The sequence below is a fragment of the Lujinxingia sediminis genome, assembly GCF_004005565.1.
Classification (GTDB): domain Bacteria; phylum Myxococcota_A; class Bradymonadia; order Bradymonadales; family Bradymonadaceae; genus Lujinxingia; species Lujinxingia sediminis.
In genome coordinates, this window is record NZ_SADD01000018.1 from 66,485 (window position 1) to 90,829 (window position 24,345).

Annotated in this window: 21 protein-coding genes and 1 riboswitch; of the genes, 12 read left to right on the forward strand and 9 right to left on the reverse strand. The window is 65.4% G+C overall.

Annotation, left to right across the window (positions count from 1 at the left end):
• The first annotated feature begins 488 nt into the window (after positions 1 to 488).
• Together EA187_RS18945 and EA187_RS20680 are read left to right on the forward strand one after the other, a co-directional pair.
• Complete coding sequence (locus EA187_RS18945; RefSeq protein WP_115607836.1) at positions 489 to 1,505, forward strand: DUF2804 domain-containing protein; 1,017 nt, start codon at positions 489 to 491, stop codon at positions 1,503 to 1,505.
• Positions 1,506 to 1,707: 202 nt separating this feature from the next.
• On the forward strand, positions 1,708 to 2,688 hold the full coding sequence (locus tag EA187_RS20680; RefSeq protein WP_206524426.1) for a hypothetical protein: 981 nt from the start codon (positions 1,708 to 1,710) through the stop codon (positions 2,686 to 2,688).
• Positions 2,689 to 2,791: 103 nt separating this feature from the next.
• Here EA187_RS20680 and EA187_RS18955 read toward each other — a convergent pair whose 3' ends face one another.
• From EA187_RS18955 to EA187_RS18970, 3 genes are all read right to left on the reverse strand, one after another.
• On the reverse strand, positions 2,792 to 4,432 hold the full coding sequence (locus EA187_RS18955; RefSeq protein ID WP_127781299.1) for a protein adenylyltransferase SelO: 1,641 nt from the start codon (positions 4,430 to 4,432) through the stop codon (positions 2,792 to 2,794).
• A 168-nt stretch (positions 4,433 to 4,600) separates the two neighbouring features.
• Entirely contained in the window at positions 4,601 to 5,314 is a 714-nt protein-coding gene (locus EA187_RS18960; RefSeq protein ID WP_127781300.1) for a DUF1428 domain-containing protein, read from the reverse strand.
• Between the two features lie 502 nt (positions 5,315 to 5,816).
• Positions 5,817 to 7,289 carry a cytochrome c oxidase assembly factor Coa1 family protein gene (locus EA187_RS18970; protein ID WP_127781302.1) on the reverse strand — a complete coding sequence of 491 codons (1,473 nt, stop codon included), beginning with the start codon at positions 7,287 to 7,289 and terminating at the stop codon, positions 5,817 to 5,819.
• 279 nt (positions 7,290 to 7,568) lie between these two features.
• Here EA187_RS18970 and nikR point away from each other — a divergent pair, with 279 nt between their 5' ends.
• The 7 genes from nikR to EA187_RS19005 all read left to right on the forward strand — a co-directional run bounded on the left by nikR (position 7,569) and on the right by EA187_RS19005 (position 16,483).
• Positions 7,569 to 8,000 (forward strand): nickel-responsive transcriptional regulator NikR, encoded by a 432-nt coding sequence (gene nikR / locus EA187_RS18975; RefSeq protein ID WP_115607829.1) that lies wholly within the window; start codon positions 7,569 to 7,571, stop codon positions 7,998 to 8,000.
• Positions 7,997 to 8,761 carry a hypothetical protein gene (locus EA187_RS18980; RefSeq protein ID WP_115607828.1) on the forward strand — a complete coding sequence of 255 codons (765 nt, stop codon included), beginning with the start codon at positions 7,997 to 7,999 and terminating at the stop codon, positions 8,759 to 8,761. Before nikR ends, EA187_RS18980 begins: the two co-directional genes overlap by 4 nt.
• Positions 8,762 to 8,765: 4 nt before the next feature.
• Entirely contained in the window at positions 8,766 to 9,497 is a 732-nt protein-coding gene (locus EA187_RS18985; RefSeq protein ID WP_115607826.1) for a hypothetical protein, read from the forward strand.
• Positions 9,498 to 9,505: 8 nt separating this feature from the next.
• Positions 9,506 to 11,800, forward strand: coding sequence for a TonB-dependent receptor (locus tag EA187_RS18990; protein WP_127781303.1), 2,295 nt, complete (start codon positions 9,506 to 9,508; stop codon positions 11,798 to 11,800).
• Between the two features lie 1,047 nt (positions 11,801 to 12,847).
• Positions 12,848 to 14,713, forward strand: coding sequence for an iron-containing alcohol dehydrogenase (locus EA187_RS18995; RefSeq protein WP_127781304.1), 1,866 nt, complete (start codon positions 12,848 to 12,850; stop codon positions 14,711 to 14,713).
• A gap of 61 nt (positions 14,714 to 14,774) precedes the next feature.
• Positions 14,775 to 15,539 (forward strand): SDR family NAD(P)-dependent oxidoreductase, encoded by a 765-nt coding sequence (locus EA187_RS19000; protein ID WP_127781305.1) that lies wholly within the window; start codon positions 14,775 to 14,777, stop codon positions 15,537 to 15,539.
• Entirely contained in the window at positions 15,536 to 16,483 is a 948-nt protein-coding gene (locus EA187_RS19005; protein ID WP_127781306.1) for a PfkB family carbohydrate kinase, read from the forward strand. Before EA187_RS19000 ends, EA187_RS19005 begins: the two co-directional genes overlap by 4 nt.
• Before the next feature lie 135 nt (positions 16,484 to 16,618).
• Here EA187_RS19005 and EA187_RS19010 read toward each other — a convergent pair whose 3' ends face one another.
• From EA187_RS19010 to EA187_RS19025, 4 genes are all read right to left on the reverse strand, one after another.
• Positions 16,619 to 17,062: a hypothetical protein gene (locus tag EA187_RS19010; protein ID WP_127781307.1), complete on the reverse strand. Its 444-nt coding sequence runs from the start codon at positions 17,060 to 17,062 to the stop codon at positions 16,619 to 16,621.
• Positions 17,063 to 17,172: 110 nt separating this feature from the next.
• A complete protein-coding gene (locus EA187_RS19015; RefSeq protein WP_206524427.1) occupies positions 17,173 to 18,156 on the reverse strand; it encodes a DNA cytosine methyltransferase in 984 nt (327 codons plus the stop codon).
• Complete coding sequence (locus tag EA187_RS19020) at positions 18,156 to 18,872, reverse strand: alpha/beta fold hydrolase (RefSeq protein WP_127781308.1); 717 nt, start codon at positions 18,870 to 18,872, stop codon at positions 18,156 to 18,158. Before EA187_RS19020 ends, EA187_RS19015 begins: the two co-directional genes overlap by 1 nt.
• 169 nt (positions 18,873 to 19,041) lie before the next feature.
• Complete coding sequence (locus tag EA187_RS19025) at positions 19,042 to 19,806, reverse strand: 3-oxoacyl-ACP reductase (RefSeq protein WP_127781309.1); 765 nt, start codon at positions 19,804 to 19,806, stop codon at positions 19,042 to 19,044.
• A 56-nt stretch (positions 19,807 to 19,862) separates the two neighbouring features.
• Positions 19,863 to 19,961: riboswitch (TPP riboswitch) on the reverse strand.
• A gap of 277 nt (positions 19,962 to 20,238) precedes the next feature.
• On the opposite strand from EA187_RS19025, the gene EA187_RS19030 reads away from it, so the two are divergent.
• A complete protein-coding gene (locus EA187_RS19030) occupies positions 20,239 to 20,622 on the forward strand; it encodes a nuclear transport factor 2 family protein (protein ID WP_115607813.1) in 384 nt (127 codons plus the stop codon).
• Here EA187_RS19030 and EA187_RS21095 read toward each other — a convergent pair.
• Positions 20,549 to 20,776 (reverse strand): hypothetical protein, encoded by a 228-nt coding sequence (locus tag EA187_RS21095; RefSeq protein ID WP_347343342.1) that lies wholly within the window; start codon positions 20,774 to 20,776, stop codon positions 20,549 to 20,551. The two genes, EA187_RS19030 and EA187_RS21095, sit on opposite strands and share 74 nt — an antisense overlap.
• On the opposite strand from EA187_RS21095, the gene EA187_RS21015 reads away from it, so the two are divergent.
• Positions 20,747 to 20,881, forward strand: coding sequence for a hypothetical protein (locus EA187_RS21015; RefSeq protein WP_283808568.1), 135 nt, complete (start codon positions 20,747 to 20,749; stop codon positions 20,879 to 20,881). The genes EA187_RS21095 and EA187_RS21015 overlap by 30 nt on opposite strands.
• Before the next feature lie 302 nt (positions 20,882 to 21,183).
• Here the strand turns inward: EA187_RS21015 and EA187_RS19040 are convergent, their stop codons facing one another.
• Complete coding sequence (locus EA187_RS19040) at positions 21,184 to 22,515, reverse strand: hypothetical protein (RefSeq protein WP_127781311.1); 1,332 nt, start codon at positions 22,513 to 22,515, stop codon at positions 21,184 to 21,186.
• A gap of 604 nt (positions 22,516 to 23,119) precedes the next feature.
• Between EA187_RS19040 and EA187_RS19045 the strand changes: the two genes are divergently transcribed.
• Positions 23,120 to 24,247 (forward strand): hypothetical protein, encoded by a 1,128-nt coding sequence (locus EA187_RS19045; RefSeq protein ID WP_127781312.1) that lies wholly within the window; start codon positions 23,120 to 23,122, stop codon positions 24,245 to 24,247.
• The last annotated feature ends 98 nt before the right edge of the window (positions 24,248 to 24,345 follow it).

The following is a 24,345-nucleotide window of genomic DNA, read 5'->3' on the forward strand; positions in this document are numbered from 1 at the left end:
AGCCACGTCCTTGCACGACCCTCGGTCGGATCCAAAATCGCCCCTCACCCGCATAAACACTCGGCCTTGCACGACCTTCGGTCGGTCATTTGCACGACCCTCGGTCGGTTCTTCAGCCACGTCCTTGCACGACCCTCGGTCGGATCCAAAATCGCCCCTCAACCGCATAAACACTCGGCCTTGCACGACCCTCGGTCGGTCATTCGGCCGGTCATTTGCACGACCCTCGGTCGGTTCTTCAGTCAGTTCTTCAGCCACGTCCTTACACGACCCTCGGTCGGTTCCGAAATCGCCCCTCACCCGCATAAACACTCGGCCTTGCACGACCCTCGGTCGGTCATTTGCACGACCCTCGGTCGGTTCTTCAGCCACGTCCTTGCACGACCCTCGGTCGGATCCAAAATCGCCCCTCACCCGCATAAACACTCGGCCTTGCACGACCCCCGGTCGTTTTGACGGGTCGTTTTGATTCAATGAGAGCATCTCACATGCCCGAAAAGCGCCCCTCCTACCCCGAGCTCACCTCGGCCGTGGACCTCTGCCGACCCGACGGCCGCCTCAACCCGGCGGCCGCCGGCTTCGCGCGGCGCCCCTTGATTCGCCCCAACCTCCGGGGCGGTCCCGGCTGGTGGGGGCGCAACAAACGCTGGGAGTACTGGGGCATCGTCACCCCCGAACACGTCATCGGCGTGACCATCGCCAGCCTGGACTACGCCGGCCTCTTGCAGCTCTACCTCTACGATCGCCGCCACCCCCACGCGCCCCCCATCGTCCAGGACGCGCTCCTCCCCCTGGCCCGGGGCGTGGTCCTGCCCGACCTGGCCGCCACATTTGAAGCCCACGGCCGCCACCGCGACCTCTCGCTGAGCTTTGCCTACACCCCTCACCACGCGCACCTGCGCCTGCGCTCCCCCCGCGTGCGCTTTGAGCTCGACGCCCCGGCCCACGGCGACGCCCTGGGCGTGGTCATCCCCTGGTCCCCCACCCGCTTTCAGTACACCCTCAAAGACGTCGCGCGTCAGCTGCGCGGACGCCTTCAGGTCGATGACGAATCCTTTGACCTGCGCCCCGCCACCAGCTTCGGCGTGCTCGACCGGGGCCGCGGCCGCTGGCCCTACAGCATGACCTGGAACTGGGGCGCCGGCTTCGGGCGCCGGGGCGACCACACCCTGGGCCTGCAGCTCGGCGGCAAATGGACCGCCCACACCCCCGGCACCGAAAACGCCCTCCTGGTCGATGGCCGCCTCAGCTACATCGGCCACGAGCTCACCTGGGAGTACCAGCGCGACGACCCCACCGCCCTCTGGCGCGTGCACGGCCCGCGCCTCGACGCCACCCTCACCCCCTTTCACCTGCGCCGCGCCGACACCAACGCCCTCCTCATCGCCTCGCGCACCCGACAGGCCTTTGGCCACTGGAGCGGCTGGGCGCTCGATGCCCACGACCAGCGCCACGACCTCCAGGGCCTGGTCGGCTGGGCCGAAGAAGCCGCCAACCGCTGGTAAGCGTCCCGCCCTCCAGACCATCCCCCCGAAACTTTTTGAATCAACGCGCCGCCTCCTGCGTACGTAGCCGCCGAGGCGCTGGCGAGCACCCGGGATCTCCAGGAGCTTCATGAATGACGCAGCATGGTGCTGCTCACGACGTCGTGAACACACATCGATGACCACGGCGTACGACATGATGACAATGACATGGAGACACCCTATGACATGGATGCATGGGCGCTTTGCCCCGACCACCCTTCTGTCCCTTCTCGTTGCCGGCTCCCTGGCCCTGAGCGCCTGCGGCTCCGACACCAACGCCGACGCTCCCGCGGTCGATGACACCCAGGGCGACCCTCAGACCAGCAGCTTCGACGTGGAGGTCAGTGGCGAGGGCCAGTCCACGCAAGTCAGCGGCTCTCAGGATAACGACCAGGCCTCCGACGAGACCTGGGGCGCCGCCATCGCCAACGGCGTCATCACCATCCTGATGCAAAACGACACCGGCGTGGCCATCTCCACCACGGTCGACACCTCGCTCAATACCTACGCCGACAGCACCTTTACCGTGGGTACCCCGCCCGAGGGCACCTTCGTGAGCCTGCTCGACGTGATGGCCACGACCTCCTTTTCCAGCCAGGGCCAGGGCTCCATTGAGCTGACCAGCTGCCCGAAGGCCATCGGTGACAAGGTCGTGGGCTCCTTCAAAAACATCGTGCTCAAAGACGATCAGGGCCCCGGAACCCGCACGCTCAACGGCAGCTTCGATGTCATGGTCTACGCCATGACCGGCTCCCTGAACTGCGAACCCGCAGACAGCGGCGACAACGGCGACAACGGCGACAACGGCGACAACGGCGACAACGGCGACAACGGCGACAACGGCGACAACACCTGCGAGAGCCACGACTACTGCAACGACACCCCGGGCGTCTGCTGCCCCTACACCTCGTGCCTCTCCAGCTGCAATCTCAGCTGCATTCTGGAAGACGCCGAGTGCGCCAGCGGCATGAACCCGGCGGCCTGCGCCATCTGCGCCAACAACTGTCTGGACAGCTGCGACGTCTCCACCGAGTGCCGCAACGCACTCACCGAACTGAGCGCCTGCGAAGAAGAAGCCGGCTGCGACACCATCGAGGACGAAGACGCCTCGATCGCCTGCACCGAGAGCGCCTGCTGCGCCGAGATCAAAGTCACCTACTGATCTCGACCGACGCTTCGACTAAAAAAAAGCGCGCCGCCCGCAGGGGGCGGCGCGCTTTTTTTGTGGGAGCTGGCGAGCGGTCTAGCCTCTGGCGGTCAACCCCTCACGAGCTGCACGACAACATCGAACACCCGAACGCATCCCGCGCCCAGTCCGGCCGCTTTTTCGCAAAACGCCCCCACTCCGACCGCACCTCGTAGGGCGAGCGAAGCACGTCCATCAGAGAATAGACCCCGGAGAAATCTCCGGCCTCCGCCTGATCGATCGCCTCCTGCGCCAGGTAGTTGCGCAGGATGTACATCGGGTTGACCGCATTCATCGCCTCGCGCCTCGCCACGTCGCTCGTGCCATCGTTTTGCACCCGCGCCACATACGCGCGCAGCCAGGCGTCAATCGCCTCCCAATCCTCCTCCCGATGCGACTCTGGCGCGTAATAGGCCGCCATCAAGGGCGCGCGCAACGCCTCGGCGTCCACCGCGTCAGCCTCAACGCCCTCGCAACGCACCTCGGCAAGCCCGCGATAAAAGAGGGTGTAATCGGTCTCCACCCGCCCGAGCATCGCCATCAATCCCTCGACCAGCACCTCATCCTCGGCGCCCGCCAGCCTCGTAAGCCCGAGCTTTTGAGCCATCATATCAAGCTGAAGCTCGCTGTAGACGGTGGGGAAATGATCGAGCGCCTCCTGCAGGGGCGCCGCGTCGTCGACCAGCGCAGCTACGGCGTTGGTGAGCTTATAGAGATTCCAGTAGGCCACGTCGGGCTGATAGCCGTAGCGGTAGCGGCGCTGCCCCCGGTCGGTGGTGTTGGGCGTAAAGCCCGGGTCGAAGTTATCGAGCCAGCCGTAGGGGCCGTAGTCGATCGTCAGGCCTAGAATCGACATGTTGTCGGTGTTCATCACCCCGTGCACAAAGCCCACGCGCATCCAGCCCACCACCATCGAGGCGGTGCGCTCGGCGACCTCCCGAATCCACGCGACGATATGCGCATCGCGAACCGGCGTATCGCCCCCCGGGGCCTCCGCACCATCCCCTTCACCCTCGCCCAGAAGATGCGGGAAGTAGTGGCGAATCGTGTGCTCCACCAGCCCCCGCAAAATCCCCAGATCGCCGCGCGCCGCGTGAATCTCATAGCTGCCAAAGCGCAAAAAACTCGGCGCCACCCGGCAGACCACCGCCCCGGGCTCCGGGGCCGGCCGACCGTCGTACAATTTATCGCGCATCACCTGCTCACCCGTGAGCACAAGGCTCAGCGCGCGCGTCGTAGGTACGCCCAGATGAAACATCGCCTCGCTACACAAGAACTCGCGGATCGACGAGCGCAACACCGCTCGCCCGTCCGCCGTGCGCGAGTACGGGGTGGGACCGGCCCCCTTAAGCTGCAGCTCATGGCGCGCCCCCGTCTTCGGGTGAATCGCCTCCCCCAGCGTGATCGCTCGCCCGTCACCCAGCTGGCCGGCCCAGTTTCCAAACTGATGCCCGCCGTAGCATGCGGCATAGGGCTTCATGCCCTCAAACAGCGCATTTCCGCCCATCACCTGCGCAAAGTGCTCCTGCTCACAGATCTCGGCCTCAAACCCCACCAGCTCGGCCACCTCCGGCCAACAGGCCACAAGGCTGGGGTCGGCCACCGCCGAGGGCTCCACCTCGGAGTAACACGCGCCCTGCACCTGGCGCGGGCGCCGGTCGGTGCGCGCATCGGCGGGCAACTCGCGCATAAATCGGTCGTCGAAAGTAATCGAGCTCATAGCACATCCGGGGTCAGAGAGAGCGCCGCCCCGGCCAGGATCCTGGCCGGGGCGGCGCGGGCCATCGCACTTACTCTGGCAACACAGCCCATAGAGCAAGCCTTCCTCAACCGCCACCCTCAAACGTTGTGCCTGGCCGCCCTTGCACCTCGGCCAATCTCACGCGCCTCAGACGTCGACAAGCGGAGCAAATCCACCAAAGATCATGCGCTCCCCCTCAAAAAGCCCCTTCTCGGTATGCATGCGAGCATCGCCGTAGATCTTGGGCCAGGCCGCATCCCGAACCTCCTTCGACGGCCACTCCACCCGGGCAAAGACCACGCTCTCCTCAGCGGTGGCGTTGACCGCGCGCTTAAAGTCGGTGCGCTTCCCATCGGGCACATCATCGCCCCAGGCGTTGACCACGCGCGTGGCCCCGTGCTCCATCATCACCTCGGCGCGCATCGCCGCAAGCTCGGTGTAGGCGTCTTTGTTGGCCGTGGGCACCGGGATCACCGAGCCATCGATGTAGCCCGGCTCAGCGCCGCTATCCTTATCCAGGATCGTCGCAAATCCCCCGTAGATCACACGCTCACCATCAAAAGGCATCTGCTCCACCGCCGACCCCATGTGCTCATCGCTCATCATGCGCTCGTTGGCCGCCTGACGAGCCTCGCGATCGGGATACTTCATCCAGGAGAAGACAATCACCTCCTCAGGGGTGGCCTCCACCGCCCGGAAGAAGTCCGTCACCTCTCCCTTCCCCACATCATCGCCCCAGGTCTCGACCATCCGGGCGACGCCAGACTCCTTGAAGAGGGGCACAGCTTCCAAAACATGCTGGCGATAGGCGTCTTTGTTGGCGGCTGGCACGGCACCTACGAATCCATCGATGTAGCTCATGGGCATACTCCCAAAAGGGGTTTTGTGGTCTACACGGCGCTGCTTCAAACGAAACATGTTGATATCGACATAGGGAAGTCATGTCGAACAAAAAAAAACCTCCCCCATGCCACCACCCTTGATGTTCGCGATCATTGCCTCTGCCTGGCCGCCCGGCGCGCCGGCCGCGCCCTGGCCCGGCGTTTTGATCTGGCGATCCTTGCCGAACTTTGAACACATCGCCCCTTTAAAGTTGAATTCTAATCCCCCCTTAAAAGCCGCACACACGTTACAGACGTCAAACGAGGTGGTCGTGAGAGCTGGCGACGCTCTCACCTGAAACGCGCGCCGGCTTATGGGGTCTGGCACCGCGTCCAGATAGCTGGAAGTGGGGGTCGGCTCGGCTGGCACCCGGTCCAGCTTGCCAGAAGGGCCACCTCAACGGCCTGACTCGATGGAAGCGCTCCAGCTCATCCGAGTGGCGCTTTGGGGGCATCGTCTCGACGCCGCCGGGGCGCGCCCATTAACGCGCCGCCCCGGGCAAGCTGTCCTCCACGGGGTTAGGTGTTCGACGTGCCTGAGCTGTCGACATCTCGACGCATCGCACCACATCGATCACGCGCTCTTCCACCTTGAGAAGCCCCCCGCGCAGCTCCCAGGTGCCATGGGCGTTTTTGTTCGCGGTAAAACTGTAACTCCCCCGGCCCTTCGACCCGCTCACGGGCATATGCCAGGCGGCCGAGCCCCCACCGGACGAGGTTTGCGTCGACCCGGTCTGACACCCCACCGCCGGCACGCCGATATCCTGGCCCAGCAGCTCCTCCACAGGCCCGCAGGTCTGAAGCGGCCCGAACACCACCTCTTCATAACCGGAGAGCTTCGCGGAAAATCGCCCGCAGTTCGACCCGAAGACGAGCGCGGAGACGAACGCCACCGCAACGAACCACCCGCCCCTGGCTCCCGACCCACGATCGCCACGCCGCACCGCCTTCCCCTGCGACGCCGACACCCTCGCCACGACAGGCTGCCGGGCCCCGCGCCCGGGCGAGTTCGAGCGCGACGCCGCTCTTGAAGAAAGCGACTGCACCACCTTTCGCGCCATCGCGTGACGCCGCGCGCTGAGCACACTCACCATCGATGCCCTCGCCACGCGCAGCGTCACCGGCCCGCCCAGCGCTTCTAACGCCTCCAACGCCTCGCGGGCTGTGCGGTAGCGATCCTCGACATCCGGCGCGAGCATCCCGTCGAGAAAACGCCCAAAAGGCTCCGAGACGTTAACCGCCCCCCGAAAATCCAGCGCCATACGCCGTACCGGAAGATCCGCCGGATGCCGCCCGCTCAACAGATGCACCGCCGTCGCCCCCACCGCATACAGGTCTGTGGCGGGCACCGCGCGCCCCATCAGCTGCTCCACCGGCATATACCCCGTGGTGCCCACGATCGTGGACCCACCCGTCTCTTCAGCGGCGAGCGTCTGCACCGCCCCGAAGTCGATCAGCGCCAGACTCCCGTCGGGGCGCTCCATCAGGTTGGAGGGCTTGATGTCGCGGTGAATCATCGCAGGGCTCAACGCCTGGATGTACGCCAACACCTCCAGAAGCTCCTCGACCAGCGCCTTGACCTGCGCCTCGGTCCAGCGTCGTCCCCGCTCCACCTCCGAGCCCAGAGCTCGCCCCTCCACATAGGCCTGCGCCAGAAAAAAGCGCTCCCCGCCCCACCCGTCATCGAGGTGAAAGGCCTCCTCATAGGCCGGAATTGCCGGGTGCGAGAGCGCCCGCAACGCCTGCCCTTCCCGCTCAAAAAGCTCGAGCGCCTTCCAGCTCTCCACCCGCTCGACGGCCAGCTCCTTAAGCGCCACCCTGCGCCCATCGGCCGTCAACGCCAGGTAGGTCACCCCGTGCGCCCCCTCCCCCAACACCCGCTCCACACGATAGCGCCCGGCCAGAACATCGTTGAGTTCCTCGATCGGCGCACTCGCCACACCCGTATCGTCCATACCTCACTTCCTTCGTCTCGACGCCTTCATCCGCGCCTCTCGCACGGCGCATCACGCGCGCGAGTATACGCCAGGCCTCCGGTGCGACAACGCGCCACGCCCATCTCTTCGAATCCCTGCTTGCGCACCGCACCACCTGGTGTTACGCACACTCAACTTCGTAACACGCCCCACTTCGGGGTACTACGACGTGAGGAGGAGATGATGCCGCTGGATGCGCGATCGAGAGCGACGCGGCGTCAACGATCGCTCACGGCGTCATCACTCGTGGAGCCCATCATGTCTGACCTGACCCGCGCCAGCATCGCCGTCGACGCCGAACTTCTGGAGCGTTTCGACGCCTGGATCACAAACAGCGGCCACTCCAACCGCTCCGAGGCTCTGCGCGATCTGATCCGCCAGCGCCTGGCCAGCGAAGAGTGGGAGCAGGCCCCCCGCGCCGTCGCCACCGTCACCCTGGTCTACGACCACCACAAGCGCGGCCTGAGCAAAGAGCTCGAAGACGTCGGCCACATCCACCACCACGCCATCATCGCCTCGATGCACGTGCACCTCGACCACGACACCTGCCTCGAAGTCATCACCCTGCGCGGCGCGCCGGCCGACCTCAAACACGTCGCCGACCATCTCATCGGCATGAAGGGCGTGCTCTTTGGTCAGGCCGTCTACAGCGCGCTCCCCGAAACCTCCACCGAGCACACCCACCCATGAAGCGTTCGCGATCCCTTCCAACCTGTGTGCTCGCGGCCGCCCTGCTCCTGAGCGCCTGTGGCGAGTCGCGGCCGCCGGTTCAGGTGCAACTCCCGGTCATCGTCGACGCCTCCGGCCTGGCCAACACGAGCACGGACCTCGGCTACACCATCGCGCTCACCGAAACGCAGGTCGCGATGCGGGACCTGGTCTTTCTGACCGGTGAGGTCGAGCACACCTCCCTGCCCCGGCGCGCCTACGACCTGCTCGTGCCTTCTGCGCTCGCCCACCCGGGCCACAGCGAAGGCGGCGAGGTCACCGGCGAGCTCGCGGGCTCCTTTGAGGTCGACTGGAGCGTCGAGGGGGCCCGCGAGCTGGGTCAGGCCACGCTCCTGGTGGGCGACTACACCTCCGCCTCCCTGACCCTGGGTCGCCTCAGTAGCGCGCCGGAAACGAGCATCCGACTCGCCGGCACGGCCACCCGCGCAGGCGAAGCGGTCGACTTCAGCTTTGAGGTCGCCGCACCCGAGGGTCGCGCAATCACCGCCATTCGCTTTGAAGACACGCTCCTTGAGAGCCCCGGTGAAGGTGCCCATCTGCGCTTTCGGATGGTGCTCGACGAGGTCTTCGGGGAGGGCCACCTCTTCGACGGCGTCGACTTCGAGGAGCTGGCCACCGAGGGGATCTTGAGCTTTGGCCCCACCGACGGTGACCCCATCTACCTGGAGGTGCGTCGTCGCCTCCTCTCCCACGACCACATTGAATTTCAACTTCAGGAGTAATGCCATGTTCAGCCCCACCACCCGCACCACCGCGCTTGCCAGCCTGCTTCTTCTGCCCCTTGCCGGGGCCTGTGGCGAGAGCGACGCGCAGAGCCCCGATGGCCAGGGCATGCTCAACATCTTCGTCTACGGCGAAGACTTCGTCGAAGAGGGCATCCCCGCAGACGCGATGAGCGACGGCTGGGCGATCGCCTTCGACCGTTTCCAGGTCGAGGTCACTTCGGTGACGGTGGGCGCCGCGAACTTCTCCGATGTCACCACCATCGAGATCGCCCCGCCCACCGGCGGCGAAGGCCACCAGCTCGGCGAGCTGAGCGTGGACGCCGGCACCTACGAGAGCGTGGACTATGCCCTGGGCACCATCCGCGTCGGCGGAAGCGCCGAGAAAGAAGGCGTCACCAAGACCTTCGACTGGACCTTCGAGGTGCCCACCACCTACGGCGAGTGCCATACCACGGTCACCGTGGCCGCCGACCAGGCCAGCCGTCTGGAGCTGACCATTCACGCCGACCACCTCTTCTACGACAGCCTGGTCAGCGAAGACCCCGCGCTTGTCTTCGACCCGCTGGCCGCCGCCGACACCAACGAAGACGGCAACATCTCCAAAGAAGAGCTCGAAGCCGCCCTCGTCGGCACCCTGGACGTGGGCAACGAAGAGATCGCCGACCTCTGGAGCTGGCTTGAGGCTCAGGTCGCCACGCTTGGCCACATCGACGGCGAAGGACACTGCCACTGATGGTTTCAATGCGTTTAACCAGGGGGCGGCAGGCGTTGAGGCTTGTCGCCCTTTCTCTACTCGCCATCATGGGGGGCATGCCCGCGGCCTGGGCCCAGACACCGGCGGACCCGACTGACGAGCCCGCGATCGATGCCCTGGCACCCGATCAGGACGACGCGCCCACGATCGATGCCCTGGCACCCGAGCAGGACGACGAGCCCGCGATCGATGCCCTGGCACCCGAGCAGGACGACGCGCCCGCGATCGATGCCCTGGCACCCGAGCAGGACGACGCGCCCACGATCGATGCCCTGGCACCCGAGCAGGACGACGCGCCCGACGACACCTTAAGGGTGACCGTCCGCGCGAACCTGCCCCGCACTCTGACCAGCGCCACGATGACCCTGGGACGCCAGGATCTGGAGGCCGCGCCCGCGCGAAACGCCGAGGAGCTCCTGCGCCAGGTGCCCGGCCTCACGCTGATTCAACACGGCAGCGAGGGCAAAGGTCACCAGTTCTTTTTGCGCGGTTTTGACGCGGTGCACGGCGCCGATCTGGAGCTGACCCTGGGAGGCGTCCCGCTCAACGAGTGGAGCAACATCCACGGGCAGGGCTACATCGATCTGGGCGTGGTGCTGCCTGAAGTCGTCGAGTCGATGCACGTGATCAAAGGCCCCTTCGCGCTGCATCAGGGGCTCTTCGGCATGGCCGGCACCGTGGATTATCGCCCCGGCGTCAGCCCTCAATTTCTGGATGGCGAGGCGCTCCAGAGCCACGTCGCGCTGACCGGCGGCACCACCGGGAGGCTGCGCCTCTTTGGCCGCCACGCCAGCGCCGACGGCGCCTCCTTTGCCGCCGCCGAGGTCATGCGTGATGCTGGCTACGGGGAGCAGCGCGGCATTGAGCGCGCGACCCTCAACGCCTCCACCTCCGAGCTCCGGCTGTGGGGCGGGAGTCTCAGCACCTTTTTCGCCGCCGGCGCCTCCCGCTTTGAGCTCCCCGGCACCCTGCGCAGCGCCGACGTGGAAGCCGGAAGCATCGGCTTCTACGACGCCTACGACGATAGGGGACGAGGCCAGTCCGCCCGGGTCCTGGGCTCGGCCACCTGGCAGGGCCGCGGCGTGCTCACCGCAGGCGACATGCTGCGTCTGCGCCTCGACGGGGCCGCCCGCGACCTGGTGCTCTTTGAGAATTTTACCGGCTACCTGGGCGACCCCGCCAACGGCGACCGCACCCGTCAGGCACATCGCACCTTCGGGGGCGGCGCGGACCTTTTTTACTCACGACCGCTCATCGCGCGCATGAGCTTTGTGGGCGGCGCCCACCTGCGCGGCGAACACGTGACCCAGTCCGAGCGTGGCGTCGACGCCGACCTCGCCACCACCTCCACATTGCGCGCGCTGCAGGGGATACACTCGACCCTGGGTGCCCGCGCCGGCCTGCGCCTTCAACCCACTGCCCGGCTCCGAATGGACCTGGGCGGCCGCTTCGACGCCGCCTTTCTCCGGGCCACCGACACCACCCTGGCCTCCCCACCCTCGTCTGCCGACGGGGCCACCGGCCAGGAGCTCTTGCTGGCGCTCTCCCCCCGCGCCTCGGCCCGCTACAAGCCCAACGAGCGCTGGACCTTCTTCGCGGCCTACGGCCGCGGCCTTCGCCCCCCCGAACTTCGGGCGTTTGCCGGCGCCTCCGCCGAACTCGCTGCGACCTTCTCCCAATCCCACGCCGCCGAGCTCGGTGTCCGCACCTTCCCCGCCGACTGGCTCGGCATCACGCTGACCGGCTTTGCCACGCTGCTCGATCGCGAGGTCTTCTTCGACCACCTCTCCGCCACCACCATCGAGCTGCCATCGAGCCGCCGCCTGGGCGCTGAGATTTTTCTGGATATTTACCCCACCGACTGGATGCACCTCAGCGGCGATCTGACCTGGGTCGACGCCCGCTTCACCGACCCCGACTTCACCAACCTCAACCAGCCCGTCCCCCAGGTCCCCACGCTGACCGCCGGCGCCCACTGGGTCGTCAACCACGCCTCCGGCCTGGGCGGCGGCCTGCGCTTTCTGGCCGTCGCCCCCCGAAACCTCCCCGCCGGCGCCCGCTCCGCCCCCCTGACCCGCTTCGACGCCACGCTGGGCTACCGCTGGCACCACTGGCAGATAAGCCTGGACCTCGAAAACCTCCTCAACCAACACCTGCGGGAGGGCGAGTATGTGTATGCGAGCCACTGGCCACAGGGCACGAGCGGAAGTCGGCTTCCGGTGCTGCACCAGAGCGCCGGGCCACCCTTAACGGCGAGGTTGACGGTGTCGGCGGAGTTTTGAGGGGGCGCGGAGGTTCGCGGTGTCGGGCGCTTCGTGTGGGGCGTCGGGGAGCGCGTTTTGTGGTTGGGTGGTTGGGTGGTTGGGTGGTTGTGGGGCGCTCGGGTTTGCGGGGTGGGTCGATTCGTGCGGACCGCCGGGGTTCGCTGTTCGAGAACGAGCACCAGGACGAGGACCAGCAGGAGAGCTCAAGGACACAGGCAGCTCTCCCGATTCTCGCCCCTCTTTGATCGGTCTCAAAACCCCAGACACACTGAACGCCCTTTCAAGATTCATGAACAAAAAAGGGTTCTAGAACACCTTCTTCCCTCCTCGATGAAGCGTTGAAGCGTTTTAGAACACCCCCGCTCATCATCAAGTCTCGATTTGAAGGCTCTAGAACACCCCCGCTCATCATCAAGTCTCGATTTGAAGGCTCTAGAACACCCCCGCTCATCATCAAGTCTCGATTTGAAGGCTCTAGAACACCCCCGCTCATCATCAAGTCTCGGTTTGAAGGCTTTAGAACCCCCCCGCACTCCCCAGGTCCCTGAGTCAGGTTCGGACTCGTACTCGCTCTCGGGCTCGGGCTCGTCCTGGTACTCGAACTGCGAACCCCGATAGCCCACACGAATCGACCCACCCCGCAAACCCCGGCGCTCCTCAACCACCCAACCACCCAACCACCCAACCCCAAAGCGAACCCGCCACTGCCCACACGAATCGACCATCACCGCAAACCCCGGCGCCCCACAACCACCCAACCACCCAACCCCAAAGCGAACCCGCCAACGCCCACACGAATCGACCCACCCCGCAAACCCCGGCGCTCCTCAACCACCCAACCACCCAACCACCCAACCCCAAAGCGAACCCGCCAACGCCCACACGAATCGACCATCACCGCGAACCCCGGCGCCCCACAACCACCCAACCACCCAACCACCCAACCACAACGCGAACCTGCTTACCCACAGCAAACCCCGATGTTGATATTCCATAAAGGCCGCACTAGGTTACCCCCCGACAACACCCGTGATTTTTCACACCTCACCATCCCCGGACGTACCCATGCCCACCACCGCCTTGATTCCCGCCGCCGGTCGCGGCGCGCGCCTCGATCGTCCCAACACCCCCAAGCCCCTTGTTCATGTGGGCGGAAAGCCGCTTCTGCTCTCGCTTTTGATGCGCCTGGAGCGTGCCGGAGTGAAGCGCGCGGTGGTGGTCACCGGCTTTGGAGCGGAGCGCGTGGTGCGCGAGTTGACCAACCACCCGGACCTCGCGCTGAAGGTGGAGTTTGTGGAGCACGCCGAGTGGCAGCAGGGCCTGGCGAGCACGCTTTTGGCGGCGAAGGGGCATATCGACGAGAACTTCGTGATCGCGATGGCCGACCACGTCTTCGATCAGACGCTCGTCGATGAGATTGTGGCGTGTGAGCCCGGCGAGGATGTGGGTGTGTCGCTGGTCGACACCGACGTCACGGAAGTCTTTGAGCTGGAAGATGCCGTCAAAGTGACGCTTGATGGCGAGCGCCTCACCACCGCCTCCCGCACGCTGGAGGGCCCCGACGGGGTGGACGCGGGGCTTTTTGCCTTCACCCCGGCGCTTTTTGAGGCGCTGGAAGAGGCGCGTAAGTCGAAAGAACCGGCCAGCCTCACCGACGCGCTGGCGCTTCTGGGAGAGCGCGACCAGGTGCGTGCGATCACCACCGGCGGTCGCGCCTGGCATGATATTGATACCCCCCAGTCGCTGGTGCGCGCGGAGATGGCCCACCGCGCGGGCATCCGCAAGGCTGCGGTGCATCGCCCCGAGTTCAAGACCGAGGAGAGCCGCACCACCCACAGCTACGACTTCATCGCCGGCGCTCCGGTCAAGACCGAGATTCACGTGCAGCGCGGCTTTGTGCGCAACCCCGAGCGTCTTCAGCTCATCCCCGACGAGAGCGCGTCGTCGCCGATTTACGTCTTCACCGACACCACGGTGAACAGCATCTACGGCGATGATTTTGTCGGCGGCCTTGACCGCATGGGCTACGACGTGCGCCGCATCGTGATGAAGGATGGCGAGGAGTCCAAGTCGATGGCCAACTACGTGAAGCTGGTCGATCAGATCCTGGCCGAGGGCATTGACGAGCGCTCCGTGCTCGTCTCGCTCGGTGGCGGGGCGGTGGCCAACGTCTGTGGCTTTATCGCCTCGACGCTCTACCGCGGCATCGGCCTTGTGCATGTTCCCACCACGCTGATGGCCCAGTGCGACGCCTCGATCAGCCATAAGCAGGGCATCAACGGGGCGCGGGGCAAGAACCTCGTCGGCTCCTACTACTCCCCCCTGGCGATCGCCGTCGATGTGGAGGTGCTCGCCACGCTCGAAGACTGGCTGATCCCCGACGGGTTGAGCGAGGTCATCAAACACGCGCTGGGTCAGGACCGCGACTACCTTGACTACCTGCTCGGCTACGAAGGCAACATCGACGACCCGGACTTTTTAGAAACCGTCGTGCGCAAAAACATCGAGCTGAAATGCGAGCTCGTGGCCATCGACCCCAAAGAGCATCGCGAGGGCATGGTGCTGCAATACGGCCATGAGGTCGGCCACCCCGTCGAGTACCTCTCCGGCTACGACTTGAACCACGGCCAGTCGGTGGCCATCGGCATGATGGTCGCCGCCCGCGTGGCGCGCCTGATGGGCGCCTGCGACGACGCGATGGTCGATTTGCACCGCCAGGTCATCGAGAAGTTCGAGCTTCCCACCCGCATCCCTGCACACATCAAGGTCGACGATATCCTGGCCTCGATGCGCTACAACAAGCGCTACCTCACCGAAGGCACGCGCATGGCGCTCCTCGACGGTCCGGGGAGCCTCTGGCAGGTCGACGAGGACTACGCCATCCCCGTCCCCACCGAAGTCCTCGTTGAGGCCATCCGCCAATCGTTCTAATCCTTTCGGCAGGCGGCGAGCACGCTCGTTGGGGCAGCTCGCCGGGCAGTGAGACAGAGTTATGAGCAAAACAATCGTGATCACCGGGGGTTCCGGGGGCATCGGCCTGGCGAGCGCGCGCCATTTCTTGAAGCCCGGACACCGCGTGGTGCTCTGCGCGCGCAACGGGACAAAGCTGGCCGCGGCGGCTGAATCGCTCCAGGAGGCCGCTCGGAGTGCGGGCGCAAGCGTTGAAACCCATGCCCTCGATGTCACCGACCAGGCCGCCGTCGAGGCCCTCTTCGAAACACTCGGCCCCATTCACACGCTGATCGCCAACGCCGGCATCTGCCTGCAGGCGCGCCTCGACGACGCGCACAGCGACCGGGTCTGGAAGACCACCTTCGACGTCAACGTGCACGGCGCGTATTACTGCGTCAAAGCCGCGGCAGCCTCGATGCCCGAGGGCGGCCGTATCGTCACCGTCTCGTCGGGCCTGGGCAAAAACGCCCGCGCTGGCTACGAGGCGTACACGGCCAGCAAACACGCCCTTCTGGGACTGACCAAATGCGTGGCTCTGGAGCTTGCCCCCCGCCAGATTCGCGTCAACGCGGTCTGCCCCGGCTGGGTCGACACGCCCATGGCCCGGGCCGACTCCGCCTACGCCGCGGAGCAAAAGGGCGAGGAGGTCGACGCCTTTCGCAAGAACGCGATCGCGGCGATTCCGCTCGGGCGCATGGTTGCCCCCGAAGAGGTCGCCGAGCTTATCGCCTTTCTGGCCAGCGACGCGGCCAGCGCCATCACCGGGCAAAGCTACAACGTGAGCAACGGTGAGTTTTTCAATTGAGCTCGCCACGTCCTACACAGCGCACGCTGGTCGTGGGTCACGTCACCCACGACCGCTACCCGGGTGGCTTTAAGGCGGGCGGCTGCGCCTACTATGGCGCCGAGGTGCATCGCCGCCTCAAGGGCCAGACCCGCCTCTTGAGCGTGGTCGGCGACGATTTCGAGTGCGACGCCGCTCTGGCCGACATTGAGCACACAAAAGTGCGCCGCGGGCAGACCACCGTCTTCGCCAACTACTACCCCGACGACGCCCCCCGGGTGCAGCTTCTGGAGGCCATCGCCCCGGACGTTAGCCCCGCGATCTGCCCTTCCGACTGGCGCAACGCCGACCTGGTGCATCTGGCGCCGGTCCTCGGCGAGGTCCCTCTCTCGGACTGGCTCCAGGCGCTTCGAGACGGTGGCCACCGCGGACGGGTTGCCATCAACATCCAGGGCTGGATCAAAGTGGGCGGCGCGCCCGTCGACGATCCCACCGCACTCGAATCTCTGCACGCGCGCGGGGTCGCCCCCGGCGCACGCCAGGTCGTGCAACGTCCCTGGGAGATCGAGGCCGAGGCCTTCAGGGGCGTCGACATCGCCTGCTTGAGCGAAGAAGATCTGATCGACCAGGGCGACCTTCTCGAACGCCTCTTGAGCGTCGTGCCCATCGTCGCGCTGACCCTGGGCACCCGCGGGAGCCGCATCTTCCAGGGCGGTCGCACCATCGAGGTGGGCATCTTCCCCACCGAGGCCGTTGACCCCACCGGCGCCGGCGACGTCTTTGCGGCCACCTTCACCCACCACCTGATGCTGGGCGCCGAGCCGGTCGAGGCCGCTCGCCAGGCCAGCGCGGCATCGTCGATCGTGGTCGAAGGACTGGGCCCCTCCACCCTGCATCGTTTAGGGGAGGCGCCAGCGCGTGCCTCGAAGATCCCCGCCCGAACGCTTCACCCGATGCCTGCCTGAGCCCTACTCACCACAACCTCGCCAGGGCGAACGCGCCAGATGGTGCCATCGGTGCCAGATGCCCGAGGCGCAATCCCCCTTTGAGCGGCGCAGAAGGCACCTGAGGGCTCGTGCGCGTCCGCGGCTCCGAAACCCTCAATGAAATACCCGCAGAAGCTCCCCCTTCCCGGGCAGCTCGACGATCGTTTCGGCCGGCCCCAGCTCCCTGCGATAGCAATGACGCACGCCATCCCCGCCGCTGATCAACCCGCGCCGCGTCGACCGCATCTCCTCATAATGGTAGCCGCGCCGCCGGAAGTCGTTGTCGCGAATCGGGCTCTCCTCGCCGAAGCAGATCTGGTGCACGACGTACTCGGTCAGCCCCTGTTCCTGCGCCTCACGACGCTCGCTCTCCAGCTGCCACCACCCCCAGCCCCACCAGCCCAGGTACCCCAGCGCCACCACAAAGAGCCCCAGCATGATCATGCCGCCCAGCGCCTTCTCAGCACGGGCCTCATCGACCTCGGGCAAAGGCTCCAGGCAATAGAGACAGTTGTTGGTGCCCGGGGGGTTGTTCTCATCACATGCGTTGCACTTCATGGCGGCTCCAGGCCTCATCGGGCTCATTCGACCGGTAGCTTCGCGTCGGTCTCGGTGTTCACATCAGGGTGCTCGCCAGCTAAACGAGCCCGGGGCCTGCCTGTCAACCCTCACTGAGCGGTCAACGCCTCCATCGCCCGATCACCGAGGTGAGAATCCGCATGAGCCAGGGTGGGAATCAGCGCGCTGAGCACCTCGCGCATCGCCCAGACCGAGAGGCTGTTGCCGATGAGTTTGTAGCGCTGGCGCAGGCTCACATGCTCTGGAAACCCGAACGTGGTGCCAAAGCCCATCAACCCCAGCATCTCACCCGGCGTAAAGCGGCGTACGCGCCCGTCGTCCATGCGCAGGTAGGCGCCGGCGGCCTGCCAGGTCTTGCCATAGGCCCCGGTGAAGGTGTTGGCGATGCGGGTGGGCTCCTCGCGCAGATCGAAGATGCGCATGCCCGGCCCGTGTTTTGCGATCACATCCACCGGCACCACCACATCGAGGAGCTCCCCGTCTGTCGGCGAGCCTAAAAAGTCGGCCAGTGGACGCATCACGGGCTTCGGCAGCTCGCGCCAGGGGAGCAGGCCGCGGCGGCTGGCCACCAGATAATAGCGCTCGCGCTGCGCCGGAATCCCGAGCTCGGAGGGACAGAGCAGACGCTCGGCCACCTCGTAGCCGGCATCTCTCAACGTCGTGAGCACGAGGTGATGCGCCTCACTCCCCTGAAACCCCGGCACATTCTCCATCGCCACGCAGCTCGGCCCCTGCCGCCCGATAAGCTCCATAAGACGCACCAGACTGCGCGCGCGATGGTCCTGAAGATCCCGCTGCTCCCCGCGAGTGGTATAAGGCTGGCAGGGAGGCGACATCCACCACAGGTCGGCCTTAAACCCGAGGAGTTCCGCCTCATCGAGGTGCTCCAGATGGGCCTGACGCGCGCCGTGATCGGGAAAGTTGTGGCGGTACACCTCGATGGCGTGGCCCGAAAGATCGAGCGCGCCCACCACGCTCGCATGCTCCTGCACGGCGGCGGCAAAGCCGCCGATGCCGCAGAAAAGCTCCAGGCAGCGCAGGGGCGCATATGAGATGGGCGCATCGCTGAGCATCAGCCGGCCACCTGCTCAAGCCCGGCTACCAGCTGACCGTCGGTCAACAGGCCCATAAGCCGGTGGCCGCCGGCGGAGACCGCGCGGAGCTCGGTGCCCGTCTGCTCGCTTAAGCGCTCGCTGTCGACCAGCGGCACGGTATCATCGGTGGGATCATGAAAGATCAACGTGCGCGACGCCCCATCAAACCCCTCCAGGCGCGCCACCGCATCGATTCCCATTCGCCGGTGCGCCGCATGAAAGGCCGGCGCCAGCAGCACCGCCGGCCCCGTCCAGTGGCCGCGCAGCATCAGCTCAAGCGTGATCGCCCCGCCCCAGCTCGACCCCAGCACCACGTCGGGCTTAAAGGTCTCCAGGGCGCGCCGCTGCACCTCGACACATTGCTCGTAGCTTGTGCACACCGCCTGACGCGTCAGCTCGTCACCGCGCGCAGTCCACCACGCGCCGACACCCACCCCGGCCAGCGCCACCGGCCACATCTTCTTGCGCATAAGCCCCGCCCCGACCATCGCCGCGGCCCCCGCCGCAGCCACCTGCACCTCCGGGGAACGCAAGATATTGCGCATCACCGAGTGATAGCGGTCCAGGCGTTTGAGCGACATCCGCATATCCGCCGCACTCACATCCACGCCCATCGCCCGCAACTGCTGAACCTTCTCGCCAGACGGGCCGCTCTCCAGCCCATGCACAAACATCACTCTGGGGTAACTCGCCACGCTTCAACTCCTCACGCCTTCGTTCGCCACCATCACTCGCCGCACCGACCCGCCACGCCGCGACCTTCGGTCTTCTGGTACGTCAGCCTCGCTGGCAAAACAAGCCCCCCGGCGAGCGCGCCCGGAAGCATCGTGGCTCCCCGGCGCGCAGCCCCCCCCGACGCCGCTCTCAGTCGCAGACCAGCCCTCCATCCACCACCAGGTTCTGGCCGGTGACCCCGCGGGCCCACGAGCTCGCAAAGAAGAGCGCCACATCGGCCAGCTCCTCCGGCGTCGTCACGCGACCCAGGGGGGTGTTGGCGGCAATCAACTCAAAGACCTCATCGGGGGTAGCCCGGCTGGCATCGGTAACCCGCAAAAGCCCCCCGGAGATCATATTGACCGTCACGCCCAGAGGGCCCAGCTCCCGCGACATCGTGCGCGTCAGGCCCAGCAGCGCCCCCTTCGCGGCGGTATAATCGTGATAGGGCACCACCGGGTTCTGGAACAGGTTGGTGCCAATGGTGATCACTCGCCCGAACCCGGCCTCCCGCATCGCTGGAAGACAGGCCTGAATCAAGTTCAACGCCCCGCCAACCGAGGTCTGAGTCTGTGTGGCGATGTGCTCCCAGGAGAGCGTCTCGGCCTTCTCACGGCCGTCTCCGTTGAAGCTGTAGTCAGCCAGCGCGTTATGAACGAGCGTCGTCGGCGCCCCGAGCGTTTCGGTGGCCTCGGCCACCATCCTGGCCACCGCTGCCGAATCGGTAACATCGGCCTGAATGGCCCGCGCGCGCGGCCCCAGCTCCTCGGCAAGCGCCACCGCCTCGGCCTCACTCTTGCGCCAGTTCACCACCACCGCCGCGCCCTCCCGCGCGAAGGCACGCGCAATCGCCGCGCCCAACCCTCGTCCGGCCCCCGAAACGATCACCACCTGTTCTGCGAATGTTTTGCTCATCGTGCCCTTCCTCATGATGTGGAAGGAACGCAGCAAGCCGCCCCACCTGAGCGGCGCCGGCGCTTGTTGCGACTCCCTCCGCCGGTATTAGCCGGGTCAGGTTCAAAGGGTGCTTCTCAGCCTGTGCCCCGGCACAAGCGCCCCTGTCGTGCAGTGACCCTAGGTCAGAATCAGGGCCCCGACAACCATGCCCGGCGAGCTCACTTCTTTGTCTTAAAAGTCCACTAAGCCCCTCGCTGCTCACCGCCCCCGCCGCACACACAACCGAACACGCAAAGCCGGGCACGCAAAACCGACCGAGAGACGAACATCCTCCAGCAATGACGCCATCTTCCGCCAATCGGTTGGTCTTCGACACCCCGCGCCGATCTTCGATCTACAGCGCCCTTTGAGCGCTGCGCGGATCGAAAAACGACCGCCCCGGAGCTCCCGATGGACCCTCAAACACTCGCCAGACGCTCGGCCCGAGAGGTGCTAGAAGACCACCTCGACCTGGCCAGACGCTGGGATTTTGAAACGGATCTTGAGCGCAACTTCGACCCCGACATCGTCCTGATGACCACCTACGGCATCTTCCGCGGCGTTGAGGGCCTGCGCCAGAAGGTGCGCCTTCTCCAGGAACAGCTCCCCGAAGGCGTGTGGACCTACCACTCCATCATGGTCGAGCGGCACCTGGGCTTCCTGGAGTGGAGCGGCGTCGGTGAAAACGGTGCCCGGGTCGAAGATGGTGCCGACTCCTACCTCATCGAGGAGGGAAAGATTCGCGCCATGACCATTCACTACACGGTGATCCCGGACCGGCCTCCCGAGTCGTAAGCCGAACTCGCCCCGGGCCAGGTCGTCTCAAAGGCCCGCCCCCCGGGCACGCCATCATCGCCCGGGCCACATCCTCATCAAAAGGCTCACCGACCCCGCTGGCCAGGTGGTACACGAGGTTTTTTTGAAGACGCTCAAGCTCCCCGCGCTCCACCTGACGGTCGGCCAGGGGCCCAAAGCCGGTGGTCAACCCGTAGCTCAGCGCCCCCTTCTCCCGCTCCCCAACACCGAGCGGGAGACAGACATCGGCCACTCATGATGCGGGAATCGGCGAGTGTTCGAGATGGTCAAATCAGTCAGATCATCGCGACGCTCCGGGCACACCGCGCATATCGCACGCTCGCGCGCGCCGCGAAACGCAGCCCACACAACGACTCACAGGGGCGCCCCAAAAACCGACCGAGAGACCGACGAAGTCCAGTCGCAATGCGGGTCTTCCCCCCCTCCCCCCTCATTCGACCCAAACACCGACATCAACCTCGGGTCCCCCTCATCATCCAACCATGACAAAACGTCCCCCCGTGATCGTGCTGACACCGAAACGCGCGACAAAGAGCTTTCCTACTCCCGGCACGTGCCCACGGGAACCTCGATGTGCACGATATAAAACTCCGCCGCACGTAGGGGGGCAAAACCGATCTGCACCCGCGCCACACCGCGCGCGATGTCCGCCACGCTTGTCGTCGTGGCGTCGACGCGCACAAAATACGACTGCGACGCTGTCACCCCCTGAAACGCTCCCGCTTGAAAGAGCTCGTCCATAAACCCCTCCACCCGCTGCGCAAGCGTGGTCCAAAGGGACTCTTCATACGTCTCCCAGGCCGCAAAATGGGTCCCGGAGCGCACGCTCGCCAGGATCAGACTCTTCAGCCGCCGCACCCCAACGTAGCGCCCTTCGTTCGAAGGGTTCTCGCGGGTTCGCGCGCCCCAGACCAGGGGCTCCTCATCCAAGACACGCAGGGCGTTGACCATGCCCTCGGCATACTCCGCCATCTCGCCATTGCTCAGGTTCTGATCGAGGCCCTCCACGCCGGCCAGCACAGCATCAAGGCCGGCGGGAGCGGCCCACTCCCCTCGGCTGCGATCGGTGCGCACGATGACGCCAGCGACGGCGCCAGCTGGCCCCACTTCAAACGCCGGCTCATCAACGGCAACCCGCAGCCAGGGATGGTAGAGCGCAACCCGATCCCCATAGAAATCAAGGGGAACCTCGGGCGTCGCGGCCCCAATCTCAGCCACACTCCAGGAGCGCGGGAGCTCCCCGATGAAGAAGACGTGCTCATGCTCCTCCCGCTCCAGAAATTCTTCGAGACGGGTGTACGCGGCGGCCCGATCGCGCTCATTTTCAAGGCGCGCCAGCCCTGGCACGACCAGCAACCCTGCCGGAAGCACCCAGCGCGCAAGCTCCTCCCTCGAAGGCACCTCCCCGCCTGTGGGATACACCTTCGCAAGCTCCCCACCGTTCTCAAAAAAGAGCCAGATCGCCCACCCCAATGGATCATCCCCCTCGGGAGCGGCGGCCTCGTCGAGCCCGATATGCTGCGCGTACGCTTCATACGAGTCGACGATAAACGCCTCCGAAGGCTCGTCAGAACCACCACCGCTTCGCCCGATAAAGAGCCCGGTCGAGATATCTGCAGCGAGGATCTCCCCCTCCAGCACCGGCGTCGCGCAGGGGTCGAGGGCCTCTGCGTCCTCGCCGACCTCGGCATCGGAGCGCGTGTCTGCATCCGGCGCGTCCGCAGCATCTTCGGCAGCCTCCGCGTCGACATCCGCCCCACCGTCCCGCACCTCGCCAACATCAAGAGGAGGGACATCCGCCCCGACGTCTTCGCCCACATCCTCTGGGACATCCTTCGAGCAGGCGGTGAAACTCACGACGAGAATCGCCATCAACGCGAGACCACCTCTCCGGGTACTACAGCACGCAGTCACCTTCATGTTTTGCTCTCCTTAAGCAAGAAACGCCCCTGACGACCACCACCTTTCCCCCCTCATTGCAAAGCATTGAAGCGAGGCTAGCCCACCGCCTGAGCCATCATGCGCCGCTGCACCGCACACGCCTTCTCGCAACGCCGTGAGACCATGGTAACGCCTTTAAATCCGAGGTTAAGTGTGACCTGAGCAAAGCGCAAACCACAGGCGATGCTTTCGCACTATCGAGGATTTGCAACGCAGCTCAGGGCGCGCTCAATGCAGCAGACACGGCGTCAACATCTGCTCACGGCGTAGCCCCGGGTCAGGTTCTGAGGGTACATCTCAGCCTGTGAAGACTCACACGCGCGCCGGTCGTGTGTGCAAGCTCAGGCGGCACACAGACGCCTGGCAACCCGCCAGCTCCCCTGATGACTCGCCTTGACACCGATTTCTGCCCGGCAGCATATTCATGCGCATATCCCGTCGTTTTCGTCGTATCAAAACGACACTTCGCATGAGCTCCGCAGGGGGGGCACGTATGTTTTCGGTCCCCTCCTTCGGCCTTTCAATGGAGGTGTACATGGTTACGTACGAGAAATTGCTGCGTGTGCTTGTTCTTCTGGTCCTGGCTGCATCCGGCCCCCTGGGCTGCGGCCTCGAACATGACCCCGAAGACCCCACCATGGTCGGCGAGGACGACCTCGACAATGTCGTCCTGGAAGAGGGGGATATATCCCTCATCAGCGCCCGGTTCGGAATTGGCGACAACAACGAGTTTTATACCAACCTCGCCCACCTCCACGGGCGGACGCTGGCCGATCAGCGCTTCGACTTTGCCTCCGGCATCGTCTTGAAGAACAACAGCTCCTCGGCACGGACCGCAACGGTAAACCTCGTGCTACAGGGGTATTCGCAAATCGCCACCCAGCTTGTGCAGGTCCCTGCCAACGGCACCGCAGAAGTTCCGCCGATGAACCCGACGCTCGACTTCGATAAACTTTACTCCGTGACCACCCCGGTCGCATCCAACATCCAACTGGAAGTCCGCGAAGGCGACGCGCTCGTCGATCTTCGCGTGGAAACCGCGCAGATCCAGCCCATCAACCGCTTCCGCTGGTTCTGGGAGAACGGTCAGGGCGGCTACCAGGATATGCGCTTCCTCATCGGCGTGCTCGCCACACCGGAAGACCGGGGTAACGCGATCCAATCCCTGCTCACCGAGGCGGCACAGTACACACCAACCGGCTCCATCCACGGCTACCAGGGCGGCAATCCCGACGACGCCTACGCTCAAGCCGCCGCTATTTACTACGCCCTCCAGGAGCGCGGCATCGTCTACACAGATGTCAGCGGAAGCTTCTTCGACGGGGCGCAGAACGTAAAAACCCCCGCCCAATCCCTGAGCACCGGAAGTACAAATTGCGTGGACGGCATGCTCGTCTTCGCCAGCGCCTTTGAGGCGATGGGCATGGACCCGATCTTCATCTTCGTCTCCGGCCATGCCTTTGTGGGGGTCTGGCTGGGCACAGGCCCAGACGCCCAGTGGGTGCCCATCGAGACCACGATGGTCAGCAGCGCCACCTTTGATGACGCTGTGAATCAGGGCATCGCGAACCTTGAGCGCGCCAACGCGACGCAAGATCCTTACGCGAAAGTACTCAACCTCAAAGACTTGCGCTCGGTTGGCATCACGCCGGCGAACCTCTAAATGAGTCCACCCTGCCGGGCCGACGGCGCAGACGCGTCTTCGGCCCGGTCGGGTAGGGGTTTTGCGTGAACGCCGTTATTCCATGCGCCTTCTCGCCA